Below are 22,457 nucleotides of genomic sequence, written 5' to 3'. Positions count from 1 at the left end.
CTTCCATGTCTGGTCATGACGTGAGCGCAAGAGCACGCGCCGCACCTTCTCCCTGAGTCTCAAGGTACATCCGGCATTTCCTATGCCGTGCCTGACGGGCGGGACGCTCTGTGCCTCTGTCCGTTCATAAAAATAATCTGCTCACGGACGGTGGTTCCTGATGGTCGACAAATCTTCCTCGCGCGGGACGGGCTTCGCTCATCCTGATACAGAGCAACCCTTTGCCGAAAACCGGTGTGTACACGGCCTGTTCGAGGCTCAGGTGCGGCGCAAACCCGACGCCATAGCCGCGCGCTTTGAACAGGACGCGCTTGACTACGCGACGCTCAATACCCAGGCCAACCGTCTGGCCCATTACCTGCGCAGCCTCGGCGTCGGACCGGATGTGCGCGTCGGTGTGTGCCTGGAGCGCTCGCTGGACATGCTGGTCGGCGTGCTTGCGATACTCAAGGCGGGCGGCGCTTATGTACCGCTCGACCCCGCTTACCCAAAAGCGCGTCTGGCACACATGCTGGCGGACAGTGCACCGCGTGTGCTACTGAGCCATGCAGCGGCGCGTCCGGCGTTGTTGGCGGCGCTTGAGGAGTGTGCGGCGTCAGCGCCGCTGCTTGATCTGGCCGATACCCGGCTGTGGGCAGCGCAACCGGTAGACAATCCGGACCCGCATGCGGTCGGGCTCACGTCGCGTCATCTGGCTTATGTGATCTACACCTCGGGCTCGACCGGCACACCCAAGGGCGTCATGGTCGAGCATCGCGGGCTGATGGCGGTGAGCGCTGCATGGGAGCGGCTATACGCACTGCACAAACCCCTCAATCACCTGCAAATGGCCGGGTTTTCCTTCGATGTGTTCAGCGCCGATCTGATTCGCGCACTGGGCTTTGGCGGCACGCTTGTTCTGTGCCCGCGCGACACGCTGATGGACCCGCCCGCGCTGTATCGCTTGTTGAGCGAGGCGCGCATCGATTTTGCGGACTTCGTGCCTGCGGTGCTCAACCCGTTGCTGGTCTGGGCGCAGGAGACGGGGCGCAATCTGTCGTTCATGAGCACGGTGGTCTGCGGATCTGACATCTGGACTGCCCATAGCGCGCGGCAACTGCGCAGGCTGTGTGGCGAGCGCGTGCAGATTGTTCAGGCCTACGGGGTCACTGAAGCAAGCATCGACAGCACCTGTTTTGAGTTCGATAGCAACAGCCACGTTGATGCGGTGCTGCCCATCGGGCGGGCGTTGGCCAATACGCGGATTTACCTGCTCGATGCGTTTGCCGAACAGGTTGCTCCAGGTGTTACGGGGGAGCTGTATATCGGCGGCGCAGGTGTCGCACGCGGCTATCTGAACTTGCCGCAATTGACCCTTGAACGCTTTGTCGACAGCCCGTTCGTGGCCGGTGAGCGCTTGTACCGCACCGGCGACCTGGCGCGTTATCGCGCAGACGGCAACCTGGAATTTCTCGGGCGTAATGACTCGCAGGCCAAGCTGCGTGGTCTGCGTCTGGAGCTGGGTGAAATCGAGGCGCGTCTGGCCGAAGTTACCGGTGTGCGTGACAACCTTGTAGTGCTGCGTGAGGACAGCGTCGGTGTGCCCAGGCTGGTCGCCTATTTTCACGAACAGGCTGATGCAGGGCTGACGCCGAAAAGCCTTCGCCAGCACCTGCAACTCAGCCTGCCGGACTACATGATCCCCGCAGCGTTTGTGCGCATGGACGCGCTGCCGCTGACCGCCAACGGCAAGCTGGACCGTAGTGCATTGCCGGAACCGGGTGCCGATGCGTTCGATCAACACGCGTTCGAGGCGGCTCAGGGCCCGCTGGAAACGACACTCGCGGCGATCTGGGCCGAGGTGCTGGGCGTGGAGCGGGTCGGTCGTCAGGATCACTTTTTTGCGCTTGGCGGCCACTCGCTGCTGGTGATGCGCGTGCTGGCCAAGGTTCGGCAGACATTGCGTCTGGACGTGTCGCCGTCTGCGCTGTTTGCCGCCCCTGTGTTGCAGCAGTTTGCTGAGCAACTGAGCAGCGCCTCGGGCAGCGCTCGTCCGCCCATCACAGTCATAGAGCGTTGCGGCGCACACGCGTTGTCGTCTGCCCAACAGCGGCTGTGGTTTCTGGCGCAGATGGAGGGTGGCAACGCGGCCTATCACATGCCGTTGAATCTGCGCCTGCGCGGACCGTTGCAGGTGGCTGCACTGCAAAGCAGTTTCAACCGGCTGGTGGCCCGCCATGAGGCGTTGCGTACCACGTTCATCGCCGTCGAGGGTGAGGGGCGGCAGCGGGTTGCTGCGACGGGGACGATTGCTGCATTGCCGATCATCGACCTGCATGGCGAGCCTGATGCCCAGGCGCGTCTGCTTGAGCTGATGGGCGAGGAGGGCAGCAGGCCGTTCGACCTGGCGGTCGGGCCGCTGATGCGCGTCAGCCTGGTGAAGCTGGCCGAAGACGATCACGTGCTCCTGCTGACCCAGCACCACATCATTTCGGATGGCTGGTCGATGGGCGTGCTGACGCGTGAGCTGGGGGTGTTGTACGAAGCAGCCCTCCACAAACAGGCCGACCCATTGCCGCCCCTGTCGATCCAGTACGTGGATTACGCAGTCTGGCAACGCCAGTGGCTGTCTGGCGAAGTGCTGGAAGCGCAGCGACGTTACTGGCGTGAAACGTTGAGCGGTGCGCCGATACTGTTGGAGTTGCCTACCGATCACAAACGTCCAGCGGTCCAGAATTACCGTGGCGGCTTCGTGCCGCTGATGTTTGACCGCGCGCTGACCGCACGGCTGCGCGCGTTGGCAACGCAACAAGGCACCACGCTGTTCATGAACCTGCTGGCCGCCTGGTCGCTGTTGTTGATGCGCCTGTCGGGGCAGGATGATGTGGTTATCGGTGTGCCTTCGGCGAACCGCAGCCAGCAGGAGCTGGAGGGCTTGATCGGTTTCTTCGTCAACACCCTGGCCTTGCGCATGACCCGCTCCGCCAACCCGACAGTGGCGAGCTGGCTGCAACAGGCGCGCCACGTCGCGCTTGCAGCTCAGGAACATCAGGACCTGCCGTTCGATCAGGTGGTGGAAGTGCTCAACCCGCCGCGCAGTCTGGCTTACAGCCCGGTCTTTCAGGTGCTGTTCGCCTGGGAACAGCATCAGGATTCGGACCTGACGTTGTCCGGACTTGACGTCAGCGTGCTGCAAAGCAGTCAGCCAGTGGCCAAATTCGACCTGCAACTGGCGCTCAGCGAGCGTGACGGGCAGATAGTCGGCGGTCTGGAATATGCTTCGGGCCTGTATGAGCCCGAGACCGTGATGCAGATGGGCGAGTACCTGCGCCGCATCCTGACACAGATGGTCGAGGACAGTGAGCAGCCCCTTGCGACGGTCGCCTTGCTGAACACCGAGCAACATCGCCAGATTGTGCATGACTGGAACCGCACTGAACGCGACACCTCGCGGCAGCCCGATTGTGTAACGCGCTTCGAGGCTATCGTGCAGCGCGTGCCCAATGCCGTGGCGTTGCTTGCCGATGAGCAAGCGTTGACCTATTCCGAGCTGAATCAGTCTGCCAACCGCCTGGCACATTACCTGATCCAGCAAGGTGTAAAGCCCGAGCAACGTGTGGGTTTGTGTCTGGAGCGCTCGCCGCAGATGGTTATCGGTTTGCTGGCCATTCTCAAGGCCGGTGCCGCTTACGTGCCGTTCGATCCCGCGTACCCGGCCGAGCGGCTGGCGTTCATGTTCGGTGACGCCGCACCGACCCTGCTGCTGACTCAGGTCTCCCTGCGCGCAGACCTGCCGCCGCTGCGCGACACGCTGTCGATCTGCTGCCTGGACGTGGATGCGCAGCAGTGGGCGCAGTATTCCGCTTCCAATCCGCACGTGCCCGTCAGCCCCGGCAATCTGGCTTACGTGCTCTACACCTCCGGCTCGACCGGGCGGCCCAAGGGCGTGGCGCACAGCCGTGCCGCGCTGGACAATCTGATCGCCTGGCAACTGGAACAGGCACCTGTGTCGCAACGGGTGTTGCAATTCGCCTCGTTGAACTTCGACGTGTCCTTTCAGGAAATCTGCAGCACCTTGTGTCAGGGCGGCAGCTTGGTGCTGATGAGCGAAACTGCTCGCAAGGACCTCGCTTCACTGCGCCCGACGCTGGTGGCCGAAGGCGTACAACGGGCGTTTCTGCCCTTTGCCGTGCTCCAGCAACTGGCCGGTCTCAGCGAGTCCGATGCCGCGCGTCCGGCGGATGGCTGTGAAATCGTCACGGCCGGCGAGGCGTTGCTGATCAATGATGAACTGCGTGCCTTTGTTTGCGGCCTTGGCGGCGCGCAGTTGCACAATCAGTACGGCCCGACCGAAACCCATGTGGTCAGCCAGTTCAGTCTTAACTGTGACGAAGCCGGACAGTGGCCGGATGCGCCACCGATTGGCCGGCCTATCGCCAATGCGCGTCTGTACGTGCTGGACGGCGACTTGAACCCGGTGCCGGTCGGTGTGGCCGGGGAGTTGTACATCGCGGGCACCTGTCTGGCCCGTGGCTACCTGAATCGTTCGGCGCTGAGCGCCGAACGCTTCCTGCCGAACCCGTTCGATCCGCAGCCCGGCGCGCGCATGTACCGCAGCGGTGACCTGGCGCGGTTCCATGCCGACGGCAACGTGCAGTATCTGGGACGGATCGACCAGCAGGTCAAGCTGCGCGGCTTTCGCGTCGAACTCGGCGAGATCGACAGCCTTCTGCAACAACAGCCGGGCGTGCAGGAAGCGGTCGTGCTGCTGCGCGAGGACGTGCCGGGCAACAAGCGTCTGGTGGCTTACGTGGTGGGCCCGGCAAGCGCTGAAACCCTGCGCGCCGGGCTACAGCGCCATCTGCCGGAACACATGGTCCCGACCGCCTGGGTTTCTCTGGCGCAACTGCCACTGACCCGCAACGGCAAGCTTGACCGTCCAGCCCTGCCTGCACCAGAGCGCCAGAACGCAAGCACTTACGTGGCCCCGCGTGATGAGACCGAGCGGCAGATGGCGCAGATCTGGGCCGAGGTGCTCAAATGCGCGCAGGTCGGCCTCCACGATAACTTTTTCGACCTGGGCGGGCATTCGCTGCTGGCCACGCGGATGGTCTACATGATCAACCAGCGCATGGGCGCGCAGTTGTCCCTGAGCAGCCTGTTCAAGACGCCTGTGTTGGTGGATCTGGCAGAGCAGGTACGGCTCGGGCGTGGCGAAGGCCATTTGGTTGAAACGCCGTTTACCCCGATTGAAGCTGATCGCGGCGCACGTTACGCGCCATTTCCACTGACCGATATCCAGCAAGCGTACTGGTTTGGCCGCGAGTCTTCGGTCAGCCTCGGCGGTGTCAGTGCCCACGGCTACGAAGAACTGCGCATTCCCGACCTCGACGTGCCACGTTTCGAGCAGGCGCTGAACCGCATGATCCAGCGGCATGACATGCTGCGCGTGGTGTTTCGCAGCGACGGCACGCAGCAGGTTCTGGAGAGCGTACCGACGTATCGGATGCCACGCAGTGATCTGCGCGGCTTGCCCGTCGCCGCTGCGCAGCAGGCCCTGCAAGAGACCCGCGAACGTCAGTCCCATCAGGTGCTGGACGCCAGTCGCTGGCCATTGTTCGAGTTCAGTCTGTCGTTGCTCGATGACGGCATCAGCCATCTGCACATCAGCCTTGATGCCCTGATCGTCGACGCGGCGAGTACGCAGATTCTGGCGCGCGAACTGATGGCATTTTATGCCGACCCGCAGTTGCAACTGCCTGAGCCGGGCTTGACCTTTCGCGACTACGTGCTGGCCGAACAGCGCTTGCGCAGTGACCGCCGCTACGAACAGGCGCTGGGTTACTGGCGCGAGAAAGTCGCTACGCTGGCGCCCGCACCGGACCTGCCGCTGGTGTGTCAGCCCGAAAGCATCAGCCAGCCGCACTTTACCCGCCGCGACCGCGAACTGTCGGTGCAGCAGTGGTCGCGACTCAAGGAGCTGGCCAGACAATTTGCCGTGACGCCGTCGGTGATGCTGCTGACCGCGTTCAGTGAAGTGCTGGCGCTGTGGAGTCGACAGCCGCGCTTCACCTTGAGTCTGCCGCTGTTCAATCGCATGCCCTTGCACGCGGATGTCGATGACATCATCGGCGACTTCACCTCGCTGATCTTGCTCGAAGTCAGCCTTGAAGCGGCAGCGAGCTTCACTGACAAGGCGCGCGCCGTGCAGGCCAGGTTGTGGCAAGACATCGACCATTCAGTGGTCAGTGGGGTCCGGGTACTGCGCGAGCTGTCCCAGGCCCGTGGTGTGCAGCAGACCGCCATGCCGGTTGTCTTCAATAGCACGCTGTCGGAGGCGGCGCCGGAACTGGCCGAATTCAATCTGGCCGACGCCCTGAACGCCGAGCACATGCACAGCATCACCCAGACCCCGCAGGTGTGGCTGGACCACACGTTGCTGGAGCTGGAAGGGCGCCTGCTGTTCAACTGGGACAGCATCGACGAATTGTTTCCGGTGGGCATGATCGAGCAGATGTTCGTCGCCTACAACGCGCTGCTGGACCGTCTGCTGGCGCCGGATGCCTGGAGCGCCAACACCGCGCAGCTGATACCGCTGGCACGCTTGCCCGTGCCCGATGCCAGTCCTGTCGACTCGGCGCTGATGCACGAATTGTTCGACCGTCAGGCGCTTGCTGCCCCGGACGCGCTGGCGGTGATCGGCACGCAGCGCCAGTTGAGTTATCGACAGCTGCGAGCCGAAGCGCGGCATCTGGCGGCGCGGCTTCAGCGTATGGGCGTGGTGCCCAACAGGCTGGTCGCGGTGGTCATGGAACGTGGCTGGGAACAGGTCGTGGCAACCCTGGCGATCCAGTACGCAGGCGGTGCCTACCTGCCGCTCGACCCGGCGCTGCCGACAGAGCGTCTGGAGCACATTTTGCAGCGTGCCGAAGCGAGTCTGGCCCTGACTCAGCCCGCACTGCTGCAACGCATCGAATGGCCCGAGCAGATCAAGGTCATCAGCGTGACCGACCCGGTCATTTCCGGCGATGCCATTCCCGATCAGCCTGAATTGCACGCTATAGACCTCACGCCAGACGACCTGGCCTATGTGATCTACACCTCGGGCTCGACCGGCATGCCCAAGGGCGTGGTCATCGATCATCGCGGCGCGGTCAACACGTTGCTCGACATCAACCGGCGCTTTGCCGTCGGTGCCACGGACCGGGTGCTGGCGATTTCTTCGCTGAGTTTCGATCTGTCGGTCTATGACTTCTTCGGCACGCTGGCCGCGGGCGCTGCGGTGGTGTTGCTCGAACCGCAGCAGGCGCTCGACCCGGCGCACTGGCTGGCGCTGATCGAGCGGCATCAGGTCAGCCTGTGGAATTCGGTGCCAGCCTTGTTCGGCATGTTGCTGGAGTATGCCGAAGGCGAGCGCAGTGCATTGCCGTCGAGCCTGCGGGTAGCGATGCTGTCGGGCGACTGGATTCCCCTGACGCTGCCCGAACGCGCCTGGGCGTCGCAGCCGACCTTGCGACTGATCAGCCTGGGCGGGGCGACCGAGGCGTCTATCTGGTCAATCCTGTATCCGTTGCAACAGGTCGATCCCCACTGGCGCAGCATTCCCTACGGCAAGGCAATGGATCACCAGCGCTTCTATGTGCTGGATGATGCGTTGCAGGTTCGCCCGACGTGGGTGGCCGGTCAGTTGTATATCGGCGGTATCGGTCTGGCCAAGGGCTATTGGCGCGATGAAACCCTGAGTGCCGGGAGCTTCTTCGCTCACCCGCTGACCGGCGAGCGTCTGTATCGCACTGGCGATCTGGGCCGTTGGTTGCCCGATGGCAATATCGAGTTCCTGGGCCGGGAAGACACCCAGGTCAAGGTTCAGGGGCATCGTATCGAGCTGGGCGAGATCGAAGCTGCGCTCAATCGCCATCCCGGCGTGCAAAGCGCTGTGGTGCGGGTGCTGGGCGAAGCGCTGGGCGAGAAGCGGCTTGCGGGCTACGTACTCAAGGCCGATCCCTCGTTGCAGGCCAGTGATTTTGCCCAGTACCTGGCAGACAAGTTGCCCGCCTACATGGTGCCGAGCTCGTTTACCTTCGTGCAGGAATGGCCGCTGTCGGCCAACGGCAAGGTCGACAAGAAACGCCTGCCGGAACCGACTCAGGCTCAGGCGTCAGGTCCCGCGCTTGAAGTCGAAGGGCCACAGGAGCAACAACTGGTGACGATTGTGCAGGGCGTGCTCAAGCGTCCTTCGATTGCTGCCGACGCCAATCTGCTGAACCTGGGCGCAACGTCGATCGACATTGTCAGGATCAGCAATGCGCTGTCTGGCGAGCTGCAGTTCCGCCCCAACGTTGCGCAATTGCTGGCGCAGCCGACCCTGCTCAATCTGCTCGGCATGTACCGCCAGACTCTGGCCGATGGCAGCGTGGTCGACAGCGTCCGGCAACGGGCAGCTTCGCCCGAGCAGGTGATTGAAGATCCGCAGCAGCGGGCGCGCTTCAAGGCCGATCAGCGTGGGCGTCGGACCTTCACCGCGCAGGTTCCGGCGCTGGACCTTGCGCGCCCGGATGACCCGGCGTTGGTGCGGCGCTTCAGCGATTACCGCTCGGTACGTCAGTTCGCTGCGCAGCCGATCCCGACCGAGGCGTTCGCCGGCTTGCTGGCCAGCCTGGCCCAGGGGCAACTGGATGGAGAGATCAAGTACCAGTTCCCGTCCGCAGGCGGCCTGTACCCGATCCAGAGCTACCTGTACGTCAAGCCGCAGCGGGTAACCGGTGTCGCAGCGGGTGCCTATTACTACGACCCGGTTCAGCACCGCCTGCTGAGGCTCGACAGTGACGTGCTGGACCCGGACACCTACGACTACTTCGTCAATCGTCCGGTATTCGAAAACGCTGCGTTCTCCCTGTTCTTCATCGCCGACATGGCCGCAATCCGGCCGCTGTATGGCGAGCGCAGTCGCGACTTCTGCCATATCGAAGCCGGAGGCATGGCGCAATTGCTGACCATGACTGCGGTGGAGCAGGGCCTTGGCCTGTGCGGCATGGGCTCGCTCGAAGAGCAGCAATTGTCGGCGTTGTTCGACTTGGGACCGAATCATCAGTTGATCTACTCGATGGTGGGCGGCCTGCGCACTGCTGATGAACATCGCCGCACGCAGATCGAGGTGTTCGCTTCTGCTGCGGATCAAACGGACGACGCCAGCGACATGGAGGAGATAGAGATATGAATGCCTATCAATTGCTGGAGTTGTTCGGTCGTCATGCCGTGGTGCTTGAAGTGGACGGCGACAAACTGCGTTGCAAGGCTCCACGCGGGTTTCTCAGTGACGAGATGTTGCAGGCACTCAAGCAACACAAGGCAGAGCTGATCGCCTTGCTGAGCGGCACCGACCCGGCGGCGATCCCCCGTCGTGCTGTCGGGCTAACGGCGCTGCCGCTGTCCTTTTCGCAACGCCAGCTGTGGTTTCTCGACCAGATGGAACCGGGCAATGCGTTCTATAACGTGCCCACTGCGATCTTGCTGAAGGGCACGCTGGATGTGCCGGTGCTGGAAAAGGCGCTGAACGAATTGATCATGCGCCACGAAATGCTGCGCACCACGTTTGCCAGTGTGGACGGCGAGCCACGGCAGATCGTGCACCCGGTGATGGCGCTGGCGATGCCGAAGGTCGACCTGCGTGACCTGTCGCCAGAGGCGCGTGAAGTGCAGGTCGGAATGGCTGTCGATCGGGAGGCCAAAGCGCCATTCGACCTGGCCAGCGGCCCGCTGTTGCGGGCTTCGCTGCTGCGGCTGGCCGATGACGAGTATCTGTGGCTGTACAGCGTGCACCACATCATTGCCGATGGCTGGTCGATGGGGGTGATCCTTCATGAAGTGACCACCTTGTATGGAGATTTTTTGCGCGATCAGGCGTCCAGTCTGGCACCGCTGGCAGTGCAGTACGCCGACTACGCCTGCTGGCAGCAACAGCGTCTGAGCGGCGAGGCGCTGGCGGGGCAACTGGCTTTCTGGCAGCGCACGTTGGCCGACGCGCCGCCGCTGCTCGACATGCCTGCCGACCGACCACGCCCGACCGTGCAGCGTTACGCTGGGGCGACCTTCAGCTCGACAGTCGATGGCAGCACCTTGCGCGGTCTTAATGCACTGGCCAGACAAACCCAGGGCACGCTGTTCAACGTGTTGATCGGCGCGCTTTCCGTGCTGCTGTGGCGCCACAGCGGTCAGCGGGACCTGTGCATCGGTACGCCGTTTGCCAACCGCAGCCGTCCTGAAATCGAGCCTCTGATCGGCCATTTCGTCAACACCCAGGTGATTCGCCAGCGTCTCGATGCGCAGCAGACCTTTGCTGAACTGTTGCGCGAGGTACGTGCCACGCTGCTGGATGTCCACGCCCATCAGGATGTGCCTTTCGACCGTGTGGTCGAGGCCGTCAACCCACAGCGTGATACCGGTTATTCGCCGTTGTTTCAGGTGATGATGGTGCTACAGAACACCCCGGATACCGCTGTGCAGATGCCGGGGCTGAGCATGACGCCATATGGCACCGGCAGTGCCACGGCCAAGTTTGATCTGGCCTTCGAATGGGTCGAGCGCGACGGTGCGCTGAACCTGTTGGTGGAATACAACACTGATCTGTTTGACCAGGCCAGCATCGAGCGCCTGAGTGGGCATTATCCACACCTGCTGGAGCAGGTTGCGCTGGACCCGAAACAGCCGGTTGGCGCACTGACGCTGATCACAGAAGCCGAACGTGAACAGATTCTGCACGACTGGAACAGCCCGGCAGCGTTGACGCAGCCTGTCGATTGCGTGCATCGCCTGATCGAGGCTCAGGTAGCGCGTCGCGAAGATGAGTGCGCGGTCATTTTCGAAGGTCAGTCACTGAGTTACAGCCAGCTCAACAGCCAGGCCAACCGGCTGGCGCAGCACTTGCTCACCCTCGGCGTCGGCCCGGACGTGCGCGTAGCCGTCTGTATCGAGCGCTCGCTGGAACTGCCGGTGGCCTTGCTGGCGGTGCTCAAGGCCGGGGGCGCCTATGTGCCGCTGGACCCGGATTATCCGTCAGGGCGCCTGCGTCATATTCTCGACGACACTTGCCCGGTGGTGTTGCTTGCTCTCGGACCGACGCGCAAGATTCTCCGCGAGGCCCTGCAAGTTGCAGACTGCGAGGTGCCGATCCTCGATGTGCAGGCTGATGCCGTGCTCTGGGCTCAATGCTCGCCAGACAATCCAGACCCGCAGCGTGTCAGGGTCAACGCCGACCATCTGGCGTACGTGCTGTACACCTCCGGCACCACGGGGCTGCCCAAGGGGGCGATGGTCACGCATCGCGGGCTGAGCAACCTGCTGCTCTGGTGTCAGCAGTTCTGTGGCGAACGCGGGAGCATGCTGCACAAGATTCCATTCGGTTTCGACGCTTCGGCCTGGGAGATCTTCTGGCCGTTGCTTACCGGGGGCAGGCTGGTCATCGCCCGTCCCGGCGGGCATTTCGAGCCCGGTTACCTAGCGCAGGTGGTACGCGAACAAAGCGTCACCGCGATGGTATTTGTCCCGGCCATGCTGCAACTGTTTCTGGAGGTCGAAGAGGTCAGCGCCTGTCACTCCCTGAAGGATGTGTTCAGTGGCGGCGGGGAGCTGTCGCCCGCAGTGGCCAGACTGTTTCAGGAGCGTCTGCCGCATGCGCGCTTGCACAATGTCTATGGCCCGACCGAAACCACAGTGATCAGCAGTGTCTGGACGCTGCAGCCCGGCGCAGAGGTTCCGCCGCGCCAGCTGCCCATCGGCCGACCTATCGCCAACACCCGTTTTTATGTGCTCGACGAGCGCAATGCGCCAGTTCCAGCCGGTGTTACCGGTCAGTTGCACATTGGCGGCGTCGGTGTTGCGCGGGGCTATATGGGATTGGCCGAACTCACTGCCGAGCGGTTTATCGACAACCCGTTTGTTGCTGGCGACCGGCTTTACCGCAGTGGTGATCTGGCGCGCTATCGCCCGGACGGTCAGCTGGAGTTTCTCGGTCGTAACGACTTTCAGGTCAAGCTGCGCGGCATCCGCCTGGAGTTGAGTGAAATCGAAGCGCGGCTCGACTTGTTTCCCGGCATCCGTAGCAGTGTGGCACTGATCGTTGGCGATACCGCGCAGAACCAGCGTCTGGTGGCGTGCTGTGTCGCCGACGGCGCAGTGGACGAGTCCGCGCTGCGGGCCCACTTGGCGACGACCCTGTCCAGCGCCGTCATGCCCAGCACTTATCTGTGGCTGGACGCCTTGCCGTTGACGGTCAATGGCAAGGTCGACCGTGTGGCTCTCGCGGCATTGGCCGATCAGGACCTGGCCGAACGGCAGGTCAACCTCGGCAGCCCCAGGGACCATATCGAGCTGGCGCTGTATCAGATCTGGAAAGACCTGCTGCTGGTGCCGCAAATCGGCATCCGCGACAACTTCTTCAACGTCGGCGGGACATCGATTGCGGCGATCAAGATGGCCTACGAAATTGGCCGGGCGTTCAGCGTCGAGGTGCCTGTGCGTGTGATCATCGGCCACCCGACCATCGAGGCGCTGGGCGGCTGGCTGCGTACCGGCGCCAGCCTGACTTCGGCGCAGGGCAACCTGATCGAATTCCGCCGCGGTGCCGGGCAACGCAACGTGGTGTGCATTCACCCGGCGGGCGGCACTGCGTTCTGCTACCTGTCGCTGGCCAAGGAACTGCCGGACGCTATCGGTGTGTACGGTGTGCAATCGCCGGGGTTGAACCCTGGAGAGAGCACCGAGCCGAGCGTCGAAGCGATGGCCGACGCCTATCTACGGCGCATCGCGCCATTAACGTCTCAACCGCTGATACTCACCGGGCTGTCGTTCGGCGGTCTGGTGGCTTACGAAATGGCCCGGCGCCTGACGGCTGCCGGCAATCGTCAGGTCACGGTGGTGCTGCTCGATACCCAGGGCTCGGATGATCCGGGGTTTCGGCAACAGATCGGCACCGTCGACATGGCTGAATTTCGCGACAAGCTGGTGCGCTTCAACGGCATGTACCCCGGTATCGAAGACGCGCAGGTCGAGCGTTATTTCCACCTCTACAACCACAACCGCCTGGCAATGGCTGCTTACGAATGCGAACCGCACGCCGGGCGCATCGTGCTGATTCAGGCCCGTGAAGGCTTCAGCCGCACGCAGTTGCGTGAGCTGCGCAGCTTCTGGCGTCGCCGCGCGGGTGACGGTTACAAGGCCCGGCTGGTGCACGGCGGGCACTGGGACATGCTGGAAAGTGCCGAGGTGCATCGTGTCTCGCAGACGCTCAGGCAGGAATTGCAACGTTTCGACACGCAGGAGGCGCAATGATGAGCAGCCACAAGGAGGGTATGGTCCGGCACCCCGCGACTCTGCTGTCGCGCTTTGCCGAGCAGGTGCGACGCAATCCCGAGGCAATGGCGGTGATCGATCAGCACGTAAGGCTGAGCTACGCGCAACTGGCCAGCGCCAGCGAGCGCATCGCCAGGGGGTTGCTGGCACAAGGCGCAGGGCGCGGCGATCCACTTGCCCTGTGCATGCCGCGTGGCTGGCAGTGGGTGGCGACAATCATGGCGGCCCTGAAGGTGGGGGCCGTCGTGGTGCCACTGGATCGGGCCAGCCCGCTACGGCGTCGGGAACTGATGCTGGACGATGGGGGGTGTGTCGGGCTGGTCACCCTGAGCGAAGATTCTGATGCCGTTTCGACGCTGCGTGGCTGGCACATCAGCGTCGAGGCGCTGCTGGATTACCCTGATCAGCCGCCGCAGCCTGTGCCTGATGACTTCGCCGAGCTGAGCTTTCTGTTCTACACCTCGGGCACTACCGGCACCCCCAAGGCAGTGGAAGTGGGCGAGCGCGGCCTGTTGCGTCTGGTCCAGGCCGACAGCTACATCGAGATTCGTGCAGGCGACCGTTTTGGCTGCCTGTCCAACCCGGCGTTTGACGCCTGTAATTTCGAACTGTGGGCACCGCTGCTCAATGGCGGTTGCTGCGTCATCATTGCCGACGCAGACCTGCAGGACGCACGGCGGCTGGCCACAGTGCTGGAAACACAACAGGTCGATAACCTGTTCATGACCGTTTCGCTGTTCAACACGCTGAGTGCGGATGACCCCGGCTGTTTTGCCAGCCTGCGCCAGCTACTGATCGGCGGCGAGCAAGTCAGCGCCGCTGCGGTGCGTGCCTGGTATCAAGCCAATCCCGCCAGCCGTTGCCGGATTTTCAACGCCTACGGCCCCACTGAATGCACCACCTTTGCGCTGTGCCATCCCATTGCCCGTGACTTTGCCGGCGATACAGTGCCAATTGGCCGGCCTTTATCGGATACAGGCGTGCGTGTGCTGAGCCCGCAACAGCGACCTGTTGCTGTCGGCGAGGCGGGCGAGCTTTACCTGAGTGGCAGCGGGGTGGCACGCGGTTACCGCCACCGTCCCGCAGAGACCGAACACAGTTTCGTGCGCCTGCCCGCGCTCGACGCTGCAGACACACTTTATTACCGCACCGGCGATCAGGTACGGGTCAATGCCGAGGGGCTGATCGAGTACCTGGGCCGCATCGACCGCCAGGTGAAGGTGCGCGGTTTTCGTATCGAGCCGGGCGAGGTCGAACAACGCATTCTGGACCATCCGCGGGTGGCGCAGGCGCATGTCTGTACCCGCAGGCAAGCGGCCGAAGACCATCAGTTGCTGGCGTTCATCGTGCCGCGCGAAGGGCTGGACTATCGCGAGTTGGACCAGCACCTGCGCGAACACCTGGCGGCATGGATGCGCCCGCATCAGCTGTTTCTGCTTGAGCGTCTGCCGCTGACAGCCAATGGCAAGATCGATCAGCGTGCGCTGCTGGAGCAGCCCTTGAAACCATGGCGACCGCAAGCCTGCTCACTGCCTGACGATCAGCACTCGCCCGCACTGGACTGGCTGTTGACCCAGGCCCGCAGGCTGTTGGCACAGCCCGACCTCAACGGCCAGGATGACTGGCTGGGCAGTGGTGGCGACTCTCTCAAGGCCATGCGCCTGCGCTCTGCAATCCGCACGCACTGGCGACGCGAAATTATGCTGGGCGCGGTGCTGGGCGAATCGTTCGCAGCACTGGCCGAACGCCTGAGCGATGAACAGGGCGCTGCGTCTGCCTATCCACCCGCGCCACCCGTCAACAGGGTCGGGCGTGCGCCAGCCACTGCCGAGCAAAGCCGCTTGTGGCTGATGCAGCAACGCACGCCGCAAGCCACGGCCTACAACGTGCCGCTCATTCTGCACCTTGCGTCAGGCATTCAATTGCCCGCGCTGGCTGAAGCCGTGCAGCGCCTGCTGGCCCGACACAGCGGGTTACGCACGGCCTTCGTGTCCGGGGCTGACGGGCTTTATCAGGAGGTTTGCGAGCGCGACGTGCTGTGCCGCACCTTTGCTGTGGGGGCGTTCAGCGAACAGACCTGGCGTAGCTTCGCGACGCTGGTGTTCGATACACCCTTCGATCTGGCGACATCAGCCCTGTGCCAGGCCTGGCTATTGCCGTTTGCCGATGGCAGTTGTCGCTTGCTGATGAACCTGCACCACATTGTCATCGATGGCTGGTCGATGAACCTGTTGTTCGATGATCTGGTGCAACTGTACGACGATGCGCTGCACGGGCGGGCAAATGCGGAGCCTTTGCCTGGGCTGGGCACGCTGGAATTTGCGCTCTGGCAACGGCAATGGCGTGTCGACCCGCGCTATCGCGACCAGCGCCGTGCCTTGGCCGGGTTGCATCGCCAGCAGCCAGCATGTTCTCCACCGCTGGTGGCGGTTCGTGAACCAGGCCCGCAGGCACGGCTGTACCGCCAGCCGCTGGGTGCCATGCGCAGTGCCGCACTGGATCGGTTTTGCAGCCAGCAACGCGTCACCCGCTATGAAGTGTTGTTCAGCGTTTATGCCTGGAGCGTGTACGCGCTGACCGGCTGCGAACGGCCGCGAATCGCCAGCCCGGTCTCCAACCGTCCATTGACCGAGTTCGAAGACGCAATCGGCATGTTTGCCAACACCGTGCTGATCCCGACGGTGCTCGACAACAGCATGACGCTCGACCAGCAGATGCACCGCCAGACTGCCACAGTGCGCGAGGTGCTGGCCTTGCAGGACGTCGCCCTGGCTGATCTGGTCGAAGACCTGCGGCTGTCGTCGAGCAGTGCGTTGTTCGATTTCATGTTCGTGCTGGAAAATACCGACTACGCCAGACTCGCCCGTACCAGCTTGCGAGCGACGTTCGAACTCACCGAGACCGTGCAGGCCAAATGCCCGCTGACCTTGTCGGTGGTCGATGCCGGTTCGCAACTGGAATGCTGGTGGGAATACCAGTGCAGCTATTTCGACGCCGCGCAAATGAACGCCGTCAACCAAGTGTTTCAACAGGGTCTTGATCTGCTCCTGGAAAAACCTTCGGCCATCCTTGACGATCTGCTCACGCCGTACCGCTTCAGCCTGCCGCCCGCCAGTCAGGGTGGCAGCGATGAGGCTCCGTTCGGCACCCTGGCTGACTGGTTCGAACATCAGGTCAATTGCACACCGGATGCCCCGGCGCTGGTCGCTGATCAGCAGCGTATCAGCTATGCCGAACTGGATGCGTTGGCCGACACCCTGGCGGCGACTCTGGTCGAGCGATGCCCGTTACCGGAAGGGTATGACGCACCGCTGCAAGTGGTGCTGTACCTCGAAGCGTCGGTCGAGCACATCGTGGCCTTGCTGGCGCTGGCCAGACTCAACCTGACGGCCGTGCCGCTGGACCCTGGTTATCCACTGGCGGTGCAGCGTCAGGTCATGCAGCAGGCACAGCCGTGTTGCCTGCTGTACAGCACTGTCACCGAGGCGGCACTGGATGAATTGAATGCTGGTCGGGTGGCCCGTCATCGGGTCGACCTGAGCGCTGCGCCACGGTCATTCGAACGTCGCCATCATGCGGGCGAGCGACCTTTGTACACGCTGTTCACGTCCGGCTCGACGGGTACGCCGAAAGGCGTTCAGGTGCCGGACCGAACCCTTTGCAACCTGTTGCACTGGCAGCGTAACCAAGGTCATTTGCCAGCCAGATCGGTAACCCTGCAATTTTCCATGCTGTCGTTCGATGTGTCGTTTCAGGAGATTTTCAGCACGCTTTGCGGCGGTGGCTGCTACCACCTGATCAACCCACGCTGGCGGCAGGATGCCCAGGCATTGTTGAGTTATCTGCAGCAAGCGCGCATCGAGCGGCTGTTCCTGCCGTGCGTGGCCTTGCAGCACTTGGCGCAGACGGCAGTCAGCCAGGGCGTTTACCCGCAGGCGTTGCGTGAGGTGATCACGGCCGGCGAGCAACTGCTCTGCACCGATGCACTGCGCAGCTGGTTTGGGGGCATGCCGCAGACGCGTCTGTTCAATCATTACGGGCCGACCGAAACCCACGTGGTCAGCGCCTGGCGTTTGCCAGCGGCGGTTCAGGACTGGCCACTGCGAGCGCCCATCGGGCTGGCGGTGAACAACGCGCGGCTGCTGCTGGTGGACGAACACGACCAGCCAGTACCAGGTGGCAGCCGGGGTTATCTGCTGGTGGCGGGGCCGATGATTTCGCGCTGCTACCTGGCCGACCCGGTGCTGAATGCCGCGCGGTTTGTCGAGTTGCCGCAGCCCGAGGGCAACATGCTGTTCTATCGCACCGGCGACCTCGCCCGGGCTGATGCCGATGCCTGCCTGCACTACCTTGGCCGTGACGATCAACAGGTCAAGGTGAGTGGCCAGCGTCTTGAGCTGGGGCAGATCGAAGCCGCACTGATGCAGGACGCTCAGGTGAGCAATGCGGTGGTGGCCATGCACGGCCAACCGCCACGTCTGGTGGCCTGGTTGCAGGTCGAAGGCACGCCGCCTGACGTGCAGCAGCTGGATCGCCAGGTCACGCTGCACTTGCCTGCGCATGTGCGTATCGACGAATACCGCTGTGTCGATGCCTGGCCGCGTACGCCCAGCGGCAAGATCGACCGAAAGGCGTTGAGTTCGCTGGGCGAGGCACTGCAACGGCGTCGCAGTGCACTTGCGCAAGTGCCGCTGAGCGCGCTTGAACAGCAACTGAGCGAGTTGTTCGTGGCGGTCATCGGCCGTGATATCGAGCTTGATCAGACCTTCTTCGAGGCCGGTGCCACCAGCCTCGGCCTGATGCGCCTGCATGCCCGTTTCAACGAACAACTGCCACAACCAGTGGCGATGGCAGCGCTGTTCGAACATGTCACTGTGCGCCGTCTGGCGCAGCATCTTTCGGCCTCGCCATTGGTTTCAGTGGCGCGTGCGCAAGGCTCCGATGCTGGCGAGCAGCCGATGGCAATCATCGGTATGTCGGTGAATGTGGCGGGGGCCGGCAACCTCGCCGAGTTCTGGGCAATGGTCCAGGGAAACGAGTTGGGCATCGAGCTGTTCGACGCCGCCGATGGGTTGGTCGGCGCGCGTAGTCAATTGGCGGGGATGCTGGATTTTGACCCGGAATACTTCGGCATCAGCCTTCAGGAAGCACGGCTGATGGACCCGCAACAACGGCACCTGTTGATGGGCTGTGTGCAGGCACTGCAACATGCTGCAATCACGCCCACAGCCGATGGCCCACGCATTGGCCTGATCGCCAGTTGCGGCGAAACCACGTATTTCCAGCAAATGCTGCGCGAAACCGCCGAGGGTGATCTGCCGGACGGCTTTCAGATGGCGTTGCACCACGACAAAGACTTTCTGGCCACCAAGGCGGCGTACCACTTGGACCTCGGCGGCCCGGCGCTGAGTGTTCAGGCAGCGTGCGGCAGTTCGCTGATTGCCGTGCACCTTGCGGCGGCGATGCTGCGCCAGGGCGACAGTGATGTAATGCTGGCCGCCGGGGTGCTCGTCGATCCGACTTTGACGGATGGCTACCGTTATCGCCCGCAACACATTTTCTCTCGTGACGGGCTGTGCCGTCCTTTCAGTGACGATGCCAGCGGGACCATCGGGGCCAGCGGCTACGGGGTGGTGGTGCTCAAACCGCTGGCCCGCGCCCAGGCCGATGGCGACCGGATCTATGCGCTGGTCGAGGCTTCTGCGCTGAACAACGATGGCCGGGCCAAGATGAGCTACACCGCGCCTTCGGTGGCGGGGCAGAGCGCGGTGATCAGCGAGGCCCTGCGCAAGGCGGGTGTCACAGGGGCTGACATGGGCTACATCGAGGCCCACGGCACAGGCACGCTGCTGGGCGACCCTATTGAAGTGGCCGCACTGAGCAAGGCGTTCGGTGCAACGCCCGCTGCCAGTTGCGCTCTGGCTTCAGTGAAAAGCCAGGTCGGCCATCTGGGCGCGGCGGCGGGTGTAGTCGGGCTGATTCGTGCGACGCTTGCGGTATTTCATGGGGTGATTCCGCCCAATCTGGGCTTCGCCCGGATCAACCCGCAAATCGACCTGCAGCACTCACCGTTCTACATACCCACCACCTCACGGCCATGGCCCGAAGGCCGTCGGCGGCTGGCCGGGGTGAGCAGTTTCGGTATCGGCGGAACCAACGCGCATGTGATTGTCGGCGCGCCGCCATCGCAGGCAGACAGCGCCGAGGAATGCCCGCCGTGCCTGTTGCTGTCGGCACACAGCCGTACCGCGCTGGAGCGGGACGTCGCGGCAATCGACGCGTGGCTAAATACCTTTCCCGAACAACAGACCGCGCTGCTGCGTTACCTGCAAAACGGGCGACGCGCATTGCCCTGGCGCTTTGCGGTGATCTGCCAGCCTGGTCACACGCTGCGCTTGCAACCTTCTTCGATCAAACGGGTGACGGTCTCGGACGTGCGTCTGAAGGCCAGTGAACACTCGCCGCAGGCGTTGCTGGAAGCCTGGTATGCAGGGGCCAGTATCGAGGTGGCGACGCGTTCGGCGCCGCCACCGTGGAACTTGCCGCCGTCGGCGTTCGACTTGCAGACCTTCCGCTTCAAGCCATCTGCCGATGTCGAGCAGCCGCCGCAAACCGCTGAGCGCGAGTTAATGGCGGACTGGTTTTATCAGCGCCAGTGGCAGCGAGTGCGTCGTCTGGGCACACAACCGATTGGCGAGCGTCGCGACAGGCTGGTGGTGTGCAGTCACGAGCGCGTTGATGCCGCACTGCTTGGCAGCCTGCAGGGCGTTTATCGGCACGTCATCGAGGTGCAGGCCGGTAATGGTTATCAGCAGCTTGGCCCGAACCGTTATGAGCTTGATCCACTGGACCCGTTAGCGTTTAGCCGACTGATCGCCGAGCTTGATCAGAGTGGGCAGGCGGCGACCGAACTCGACTGGCTGCATGCCTTGCCACTCTCGGTTGGCGGGGTGGTCAACGAGCAAAGCCTTGCCGCCGCGCAATGGGCGTGTCTGGACACGGTCAGCGCGTTTTTGCAGGCCTGGGGGCAACGCGCACAGAAGACCGCTTTGCGACTCTGGCTGCTGTCCTGGCAGGCGTGCCCGGTAAATGGTCAGGTCATGCGTCCGGAGCTGGCGGCGCTGGCAGGTATTACCGAAGTGGCCCCGCAGGAGTACCCGATACGCTGTCACTGGCTGGATCTGCCCACTGCGCAATGGGGCACACAGGCTCGGCAACTGGCGACGCTGCTCGCCGAACCGACGTCGCTGCCACGGCGCATGGCCATTCGTGACGGTTATCTGTGGCAGCCACAGTTGCAGCCGAGCTCGCTCGCGCTGCCAACGGTCGTTTCGAATCTGCTGCCGGTAAATGGCACGTTTCTGGTGCTCGGCGGCACAGGTGGCATCGGCCGCACGTTGTGTGAACACTTGCTGCGATCAAGCCAGCGGCGGGTAGTGCTGCTGTCGCGCCGTGGGGAATGTCCGCAGACGCTGGGCGATTATGCCGCGCGTATCGATAGCGTTCAGGCGGATATCGCCGATTTGGCACGCTGGCCCCAGGTGCTTGAGCAACTGCGCGAGCGTTATGGACGCTTTGATGGAGTGATCCATGCTGCCGGGACCGGAGCGGGCAGCCTGATTCGTCAGCGCGATGCTCACCTGCTGTCTGAAGCGATGGCGAGCAAGACCCGCGGCATGCTGGCGGTCGAAGCGTTGATCGAACAGATGACGCCTGGGTTTGTGCTGTACTGCTCATCGATGTCGGCGCTGTTTGGCGGCGCTGGACATCTGGATTATGCCGCCGCCAGCGCGGTGCTCGACGGCTTCGCCCATTACCGCCCGAATGGCGAAAATGGCTGCGTGCGCCTGGGTATCAACTGGGATATCTGGAGGGAAACCGGTATGGCCGCTGCCAGCGGCATCGGCGATGAAGCGCATCAGCGGCACCTGGCGGTCGGCATGTCGTCGCAAGAGGGCTGCCAGGTATTCGACGCCGCCATGACTGCACAACTGCCGCAATTGTTGATTTCGACGACCGATCTGAACACCGCACGCCAGTTTTACCCGGCTCGTCATAGCGGTGCTGGCTTGACGCTGGTCGACACTGCGCCAGCCGTTGCGGCAGAAACCGGTCTGCCGGAGCGTCTGCATGGCTGCCTGTGCAAATGGCTTGGCGTAAGCGCTCTGGATCCGGATGACTCGCTGTACGAGCTGGGGGCTGATTCCCTGACCTTGCTGGACCTGATCGACGAATTGCAGGCCGCGACGGGTGTGGTATTCCAGTTGTCACAGTTCAGCCACAAGGTCAGCCTGCGCGAGGTACTGGCGCTGGTGCAGTCAGCGCAGGGCGGTGCGGCTGCAGTCGAAGACCGATGGACCGACGCGGTTAGGATTGACCAATGGCATGCGGGGGCTGACCGCGAGCGCCTGTACCTGATCCATCCGGTGGGCGGCGATGTTCAGGCGTATCGCGAGCTGGCCTCGGCGCTGCACCCTGATCTGGGTGTGTGGGTAATTGCCGACCCGGCCTTGCGCCTGCCCGAGCTGCCGAATATCAGCCTGGTCGAACGGGCGCAGCTGTATCTCGACGCGTTGCAGGCCCATCACCCCGACGGCACAGCATGGCGGCTGGCCGGCTGGTCGTTCGGCGCGTGGGTGGCGCAGGCGATGTGCAGCCTGCTGGCAGACGATTGCGAGCAGCCGTTGCTTTACCTGATCGATCCGCCTACGCCGGATGCCGGGACCGAGCTGGCGCGGATCGACGAAGAGCATATTCAGCAAGTCTTCCAGCGCGAGTTTTCCGCACGGCGGCCCCCCAACACTGCCGCCAGCAAGGCCAGCGAAGACGCGTCACGTTACCTGCAAAGCCTGATCGTCTGCTGCCAGAACAACATGGCGAGCATGGCTGATCATCGGCCCGCGCAACTGCCTGATACCAAGGCACGACTGTTCATTGCTACGCGTCCCAATCCATATGGCATGGGCAGCGCCTGGCAAATGGCAGACCTGCAGCGTGCCTGGCAAGACCTGTTGCCGCACCTGCTGAGCTGGCAGCCTCTGGACACTGATCATTACGGCATTGTCGCAGCGCCGTGGGCGCAATTGATTGCCGAGATGATCAACGCAGACCTGCCAGCAGGGGAGGGCTGA

The 22,457-nt window shown here is 63.2% G+C and carries 3 protein-coding genes; all 3 read left to right on the top strand.

Annotated elements, in window-relative coordinates; translation table 11 throughout:
• Positions 1 to 160 precede the first annotated feature (160 nt).
• From RYC18_RS22825 to RYC18_RS22815, 3 genes are read left to right on the top strand one after another with little or no spacing between them, the layout of a single operon-like run.
• On the top strand, positions 161 to 9,196 hold the full coding sequence (locus RYC18_RS22825; RefSeq protein ID WP_316886879.1) for a non-ribosomal peptide synthetase: 9,036 nt from the start codon (positions 161 to 163) through the stop codon (positions 9,194 to 9,196).
• Positions 9,193 to 13,305: an amino acid adenylation domain-containing protein gene (locus tag RYC18_RS22820; RefSeq protein ID WP_316886878.1), complete on the top strand. Its 4,113-nt coding sequence runs from the start codon at positions 9,193 to 9,195 to the stop codon at positions 13,303 to 13,305. Before RYC18_RS22825 ends, RYC18_RS22820 begins: the two co-directional genes overlap by 4 nt.
• Positions 13,305 to 22,457, top strand: coding sequence for a non-ribosomal peptide synthetase (locus tag RYC18_RS22815; RefSeq protein ID WP_316886894.1), 9,153 nt, complete (start codon positions 13,305 to 13,307; stop codon positions 22,455 to 22,457). Before RYC18_RS22820 ends, RYC18_RS22815 begins: the two co-directional genes overlap by 1 nt.

The organism is Pseudomonas syringae group sp. 247E2 (assembly GCF_032587795.1).
GTDB classification, from domain to species: Bacteria; Pseudomonadota; Gammaproteobacteria; order Pseudomonadales; family Pseudomonadaceae; genus Aquipseudomonas; species Aquipseudomonas amygdali.
Note: the sequence above shows the minus strand (reverse complement) of the source record. Positions and strands in the feature narration are given on the sequence as shown.